At 69.7% G+C, this 6,213-nt stretch carries 10 protein-coding genes; 3 read left to right on the plus strand and 7 right to left on the minus strand.

All coding sequences use genetic code 11. The features are described from left to right. Together EQG76_RS19770 and EQG76_RS19775 are read left to right on the plus strand one after the other, a co-directional pair. On the plus strand, positions 1 to 323 hold a 323-nt coding region (locus tag EQG76_RS19770; protein ID WP_321573490.1), incomplete at its 5' end, for a N,N-dimethylformamidase beta subunit family domain-containing protein. 23 nt (positions 324 to 346) lie between these two features. Next, positions 347 to 1,120, plus strand: coding sequence for an SDR family NAD(P)-dependent oxidoreductase (locus EQG76_RS19775; protein WP_159716073.1), 774 nt, complete (start codon positions 347 to 349; stop codon positions 1,118 to 1,120). A 6-nt stretch (positions 1,121 to 1,126) separates the two neighbouring features. Here EQG76_RS19775 and EQG76_RS19780 read toward each other — a convergent pair whose 3' ends face one another. From EQG76_RS19780 to EQG76_RS19810, 7 genes are all read right to left on the minus strand, one after another. Continuing rightward, positions 1,127 to 1,714 (minus strand): Uma2 family endonuclease, encoded by a 588-nt coding sequence (locus EQG76_RS19780; RefSeq protein WP_159716074.1) that lies wholly within the window; start codon positions 1,712 to 1,714, stop codon positions 1,127 to 1,129. 61 nt (positions 1,715 to 1,775) lie between these two features. After that, positions 1,776 to 2,438, minus strand: coding sequence for a LysE family translocator (locus tag EQG76_RS19785; RefSeq protein ID WP_159716075.1), 663 nt, complete (start codon positions 2,436 to 2,438; stop codon positions 1,776 to 1,778). A gap of 4 nt (positions 2,439 to 2,442) precedes the next feature. Then, on the minus strand, positions 2,443 to 2,832 hold the full coding sequence (locus tag EQG76_RS19790) for a RidA family protein (protein WP_159716076.1): 390 nt from the start codon (positions 2,830 to 2,832) through the stop codon (positions 2,443 to 2,445). 22 nt (positions 2,833 to 2,854) lie between these two features. Next, positions 2,855 to 3,619: an SDR family NAD(P)-dependent oxidoreductase gene (locus EQG76_RS19795; RefSeq protein ID WP_159716077.1), complete on the minus strand. Its 765-nt coding sequence runs from the start codon at positions 3,617 to 3,619 to the stop codon at positions 2,855 to 2,857. Next, positions 3,616 to 4,137, minus strand: a complete 522-nt coding sequence (locus EQG76_RS19800; RefSeq protein WP_200840956.1) for a GNAT family N-acetyltransferase — start codon at positions 4,135 to 4,137, stop codon at positions 3,616 to 3,618. Before EQG76_RS19800 ends, EQG76_RS19795 begins: the two co-directional genes overlap by 4 nt. Further along, complete coding sequence (gene aroB / locus EQG76_RS19805) at positions 4,134 to 5,267, minus strand: 3-dehydroquinate synthase (protein ID WP_159716078.1); 1,134 nt, start codon at positions 5,265 to 5,267, stop codon at positions 4,134 to 4,136. Before aroB ends, EQG76_RS19800 begins: the two co-directional genes overlap by 4 nt. Further along, on the minus strand, positions 5,264 to 5,857 hold the full coding sequence (locus EQG76_RS19810) for a shikimate kinase (RefSeq protein WP_159716079.1): 594 nt from the start codon (positions 5,855 to 5,857) through the stop codon (positions 5,264 to 5,266). Before EQG76_RS19810 ends, aroB begins: the two co-directional genes overlap by 4 nt. Positions 5,858 to 5,965: 108 nt before the next feature. Between EQG76_RS19810 and EQG76_RS31770 the strand changes: the two genes are divergently transcribed. Beyond that, positions 5,966 to 6,106 (plus strand): hypothetical protein, encoded by a 141-nt coding sequence (locus EQG76_RS31770; protein ID WP_200840957.1) that lies wholly within the window; start codon positions 5,966 to 5,968, stop codon positions 6,104 to 6,106. Positions 6,107 to 6,213 lie beyond the last annotated feature (107 nt).

A 6,213-nucleotide genomic window follows, 5' to 3' on the forward strand; every position in this document is an offset into this window, starting at 1 on the left:
AGCTGGACTGCATCAACACCGACCTGGGCTCGCCGCCCAACGTCCTGCGCCTGGCCTCCTCGGAAGGGCACAGCTCGATGATGCAGCTCGTCAACGAGGAGTTCGGCGTGGTCCCGCCGGCACTCGGCGGCGACCAGAACGACCAGGTGCGCGCCGACATGGCGTTCTGCGAGACGCCGTCGGGCGGTGCGATCTTCGCCACCGGCTCGATCGCCTGGTGCGGCTCGCTCCTGCCGAACAATTGCGACAACAACGTATCGCGGATCACCTGGAACGTGCTCGAGCGCTTCATGGACCCGAAGCCGTTCGTCCCGGGTTCCTGATTCGAGCATAGAGGAGAATGGAGATGGACGCGCTGGCCCGGTTCCGCCTGGATGGCAAGGTCGCCGCCGTGACGGGTGCGGCGCGCGGCATCGGCTTTGCCGTGGCCGAGCTCCTGAGCGGTGCCGGCGCCGACCTCGCCCTGATCGACCTGAACGCCGAGCTCGGGCCTTCCGCGGCGGAAAAGGTCGCAACCGAAGGCCGGCGCGCCACCTTCTATCCGGCCGACCTGCGCGATCCCGCCGCCTCGACCGCACTGGTCGACCAGATCGCCGCCGAGTTCGGCCGGATCGACATCCTGGTGAACTGCGTCGGCATCAACCCGAATACCGACGTGCTGGAGATTCCGCCCGACGAATGGCGGAACGTCCAGGACGTCAACGTGAACGCCATGTTCTTCACCAACCAGGCGTTCGCCCGGCACATGGCGAAGCATGGCGGCGGCAGCATCGTCGCGATCGGCTCGAACTCCGGCTTCACCGTCGACAAGCCGCAGCCCCAGGCCCATTACAACGCCAGCAAGGCCGCGGTGCACCAGATGGTGAAGTCGATGGCGGTGGAGCTGGCGCCGCTGCGCATCCGGGTGAACGCGGTGGCACCCGGCTACACGCTCACCGAGATGACCAAGCTCGGCCTGAGCAAGCGCGAATGGGTCGAGGTTTGGGAGGAGATGACGCCGATGAAGCGCTTCGCCGAGCCGGACGAGATCGCGCACGCCGTGCTGTTCCTGGCGAGCGACGCCGCCAGCTACTGCACCGGCACCATCCTCCTGGTGGATGGCGGCTACACCTGCTGGTGAGGCCTGTTACAGGCCGACCGCGTCTGCGTCGTCTTCCGTCACCGGGGCGAAAGTGATCCCGGCATACACCTGATCGAGAGCGATCTCCGCACCCAGGAAGGCCGAGCCGAAACGCGCCGAGCCGGATGCCATCGCCACCGACCAGTGCGCTCCCTGCCGCTGCCAGACCTGGACCCAGGCGCGGCTGCTGTCGACCATCCAGATCTCCTGCACGCTCGGCAGCTCCGTGTAGCGCAGGAGCTTGCAGGAAAAGTCGAACGGCATGGTGGCCGGCGACAGCACCTCGATGACGACTGCCGGCGGCGTGGGCTGGCCTTGCGGCTCACGCGAGCCGGAGCGGATCACCAGGTCGGCCTGGAAGTAGTTGCGCTGGTCGATAGGGACGCCGGCTCCGGTCACGAGGCGGCAGGGCGGCTTCAGACGCGGATGGATCGCCAGCACCAGATTCGCCCTGACCTCGCCATGCTCGTCCGGCGGCGGCACCATTATGCGGACCACCCCGTCCACCAGCTCATGGCGTGCGTCGGCCCCATTCGGCCGGGCCTGGAACTGGGTGACGGTCATCATCGGGGCATGCCCCTGCGCGAGTGCCATGGCGCCACCTCCCTCCTTTGGCCGAGCCTAGCATGCAGGCGACCTGGGTGCAGCGTTCTGCTCAGGCCCGCCGCTCGGTCAGGAACAGCTTCACGGCCAGGCCCACGAAGAACAGGCCGGACAGGGCGTCGAGCGTCACCGTCACCCAGCGCACCCTGGCGAAGCGGTCGACCATCCAGCCGGTCAAGAGCGCGATCCCCATCAGCCAGGCGATGCCGATCAGATTGAGCGTCAGGCCGAGCGCCAGGGTCTGCAGCGCCACGCTGCCGCGCCCGGCCGAGACGAACTGGGGCAGGAAGGCCACGAAGAACATGATGACCTTCGGGTTCGATAGGTTGGTCAGCAAAGCGCGGGAAAACACGGTCCAACCCGCCGGTACGCCCCTTGTCGGACGCGCTGTCGCATCCTGCCGCCCTGCGGCATGCAGGTTTGCCCAAGCCGCCCGCAGCGCCTGCGCCCCGATCCAGGCGAGATAGCAGGCGCCCGCCCAGCGCAGCAGGTCGAAGGCCATGGGCGAAGCGGCGATGAGTGCCGAGACGCCCACGGCCGCCAGCAGGCTGTGGCCGATATTGCCCACCAGGATGCCGAGACAGGCGATCAGCCCGCTGCGCACCCCGCCCTGCAGGCTGTTGGCCGCGACGAACATCGTGTCCGGCCCGGGCGTGACCGCGAGCAGGAGGGCAGCCCCGAGGAACACGGCGAACAATTGGGCATCAGGCAACATGGCTTCAGGCCGGCTGGCAGGCGATTCCCTCGATCTCGCACATGAGCTGCGGGCTGGCGAGGCCGTGCACGATCAGCAGCGTGGCGGCGCAAGCATGGCCCTGCATCCGCCGGTCACGGATCTGCCGCCACAGCTTGACGTCGCGCTGGTCGACCAGGAACACGGTGATCTTCACCAGGTCGCGGTGGGTCATCCCGGCATGGGCCAGCACCGCGAACAGATTGTCCCAGGTCTGCTCCATCTGCTCCGCCACGCCCTCGGGCACGCTGCCGTCGAGGCAAACGCCGACCTGGCCGGAGATGTGCAGCCAGCGCGCCGGCCCCGTCACCAGGGCGCCCTGGCTGTAGGCGGATGCCGGACGGTGGACGTTCGGCGGGTCGAAGACCTCGATCATCGTCCTTCCTCCTGTGCGGCGCTCAGATGGCGGCGAGATAGCCGCCGTCGACGTACAGGCACTGACCGGTAATGTAGCGCGCGGCATCCGAACAGAGGAAGACTGCAGGCCCCACCAGATCGTCCAGCTCGCCGAACCGGCCCTGCGGAATCTTGGGCAGCATCGCCTGCCGCCAGGATTCGTCCGCGTAGAACGCCTCGGTCAGCGCGGTGCGGAAATAGCCCGGCCCCAGCGCGTTGACCCGGATGCCGAGCGGCGCCCATTCGGTGGCGAGTGCTCGGGCCATGCCCAGCAGGCCGGATTTGGACGAGCCGTAGGGGGTGGCGGTGGGCACGCCCACCTCGGAGGTGAGCGAGGCGAGATTCAGGATCACGCCCTGGCGCCGCTCCGCCATGCCGCGCCCGACCGCGCGGGCCGTGAAGAAGGCACCCTTCAGGTTGGTGTCGACGATCCGGTCCCAGAGCGCCTCGTCCACCTCCAGAGAGGGTCGGACCTCCTCGATCCCGGCATTGTTGACCAGGATGTCGATCGGCCCGGTCCGCTCTTCCAGTGCCCGGATGCCGGCCTGGATGCTGTTCGCCGAGCCGGCATCGACCGCCGTGGCCCACGCCCGGCGGCCCAGGGCCTCGATCGCCCGGCAGGTATCGCCAAGGCGCTCCGCGTCCCGCGCGGTCACCGCCACGTCTGCCCCGGCGGCCGCCAGGCCCCGCGCCAGCGCCGCACCGATCCCGCGCGAGCCACCGGTGACGAGCGCCACCTTGCCGGAAAGGTCGAACATCCCGCTCATCCTGGCAGCTTCTCCCGGGTCAGCCGGTACACCACGGCCTCATACTTGCGATGGGAGCGGCTGCCGCACGGCACGCCGCCCAGCCCCTCCACCAGCCGCCGGCTCGGCAGATTGGCCACGGCGACCGGGTAGAGCAGGCTCGGGACGCCGAGTTCCCGGAAAGCGAACCCGGCCAGCCTCGCAACCGCCTCCTGGCCCAGGCCCCGGCCGTGCAGCGACTCCCGGATCCAGATCCCGATCTCCGGTTCGGGTGTGCGCAGCGCATGGAGGCCGGACATGCCGACGAACGTGCCGTCCTCGCGCGAGCGCAGGGCGAAATGCAGGTTGTCGCCCGCCATCTGGCCCTGCCGCCAGGAGGCGACGATGTCGGCCAGCACCTCCACCGAGGGCGGCGGGTCGAAGCTGAGATAGCGGGTCAGGTCCGGCGTGATCGCGGCGAACATCTCGGGCACGTCGGCCAGGTCGGGCGGGCGGAGCGCCAGCCTTGCCGCCTCGAGCCGGATGCCGCCCTGGCTCACACCGGCCGTTCCAGCAGGTCCTGGAGCACCGCCGCGTCGACCTGGTCGCTGGTGAAGGCCTGGCCCAGGCGCTGGAGCAGCACGAAGGTGATCCGGCCCTGGCTGGCCTTCTTGTCCCGCCGCATCGCCGTCAGCATCGCCTCGGCGGCAAAGCCCTGGTTGGTCACCTCGCCCGGCGCCGTCTTCAGCCCGAGTTCCCGGAGGTGACGGCGCACCCGGTCCGTGGTCTCCGCCGGCAGATGCCCGGAGCGCACCGACAGCTCGGTCGCCTGGACCATGCCGATGCCGACTGCCTCGCCATGGAGCAGCCGGCTGCCATAGCCGGTGAGGTTCTCATAAGCATGGGCGAAGGTGTGGCCGAAGTTCAGGAGGGCACGGCCGCCCTTGGTCTCGAACTCGTCGTCGCCGACGATCTCCGCCTTGATCGCGCAGGACCGCTCGATCGCGAAGGCGCGCGCCGCCTGGTCGCCCTCGATCACGCCCCGGCCATGCTCCTCCAGCCAGGCGAAGAACCCTGCATCGCGGATCAGCCCGTATTTCGCGACCTCGGCATAGCCGGCCTGCAGCTCGCGCAGGGGCAGCGTGTCGAGCGTGGTGGGATCGATCAGCACCCGCCTGGGCTGGTGGAAGGCGCCCACCAGGTTCTTGCCGGCCTCGGCATTGATGCCGGTCTTGCCACCCACGCTGCTGTCGACCTGGGCCAGGAGCGTGGTCGGCACCTGCACGAAAGGCAGGCCGCGCAAGAGCGTCGCCGCGGCGAAGCCCGCGAGGTCACCCACCACCCCGCCACCCAGCGCCAGGATGGTGGTCTTGCGGTCGATGCCCGGCGCCAGCACCGCCTCGCAGAGCTGCGCGAACACGCCGAAGCTCTTGCTCGCCTCGCCCGCCGGCACCGTCACCGTGCGCGTCGTCAGGCCGGCCTGGGCCAGCGAGGCTTCCAGGCGCGGCAGATGCGGGGTGCCCGCCATGGTCAGGTCGGTGACGATCACCAGCCGGTCCGACGGCAGGAGCCCTTCCAGCTCCCTACCGGCCCGGTCCAGCAGGCCTGGCGCGATCCGCACATCATAGCCGCGCTCGCCCAGCGGCACGCGCACCGTACCGGTGGCCTCGGCAATCACCCCAGAACTCACGCCAGCACCCCCGCCTCGGCCAGCCGGCCGATCAGCTCGTGGACCAGCCGGTCGACTGGCTGGTCGCCGCTGTCGATCACCATGGCCGCCTCGGCATAGACCGGATGCCGCCGCTCCATTAGCTCGGCCAGGATCGTGCGCGGGTCGCCCGTCTCCAGCAGCGGCCGACTGCCCTTCTTGCGCACGGTGCGGGCGACCAGCGTGTCGAGTTCGGCGCGCAGCCAGACCGAGAAGCCGCTGGCGCGCACCCGCTCGCGGGTGAGCGGGTCGACGAAGGCACCGCCGCCGAGCGCCAGGACGTGGGGCGGGCCGGCCAGGAGGCGGGCGATCACCCGCCGCTCCAGCGCCCGGAACTCAGCCTCGCCGTGGCTAGCGAAGATGTCCGGCACCGACATGCCGGCCGCCTCCACGATCGCGTCGTCGGCATCGATGAACGGTGCATGCAGGATCGCCGCCATCCGCCGGCCGACGGCGGACTTGCCAGCACCCATCAGTCCGACCAGCACGACATGGCAGGTCAGCTTCAGGCGGCGGGCTGGCGGCGTTTCGGAAGGGAGCGCAGCTTCTGGGTGCGCTTCGTGGTTGGTCATTCGTGTCAGCGTTGAACGGGCGGAGCGTCGCCTATATAAACCGGCGAAGGCCACTGACGGCAAGCCCGGCCTGGACGAAAACCACACGCGCGGGATCCACGCGGAACGATGGCGGCATTCGGACGGGCGTTGCTCGTGATCCTGATCGCGGCCGTGCTGGGCGGCATCGCCTTTCTGATGTTCTGGGACGTCCCGGCGCCGCGGCAGCCGGTCGAGGCGGTCGTCCCGGCGGAACGGCTGGCCCAGTGAGAGAGCATCGCTCGACGGCACCCTGGCTGCTGGCCTGCTGCATCTGGCTGGCCCTGGCCGGCAGCGTGCAGGGTCAGCCGCGCCCCTTGTTCGAGGACCAGCCGCCC

It is taken from the genome of Geminicoccus flavidas (assembly GCF_009806515.1).
Taxonomy (GTDB): domain Bacteria; phylum Pseudomonadota; class Alphaproteobacteria; order Geminicoccales; family Geminicoccaceae; genus Geminicoccus; species Geminicoccus flavidus.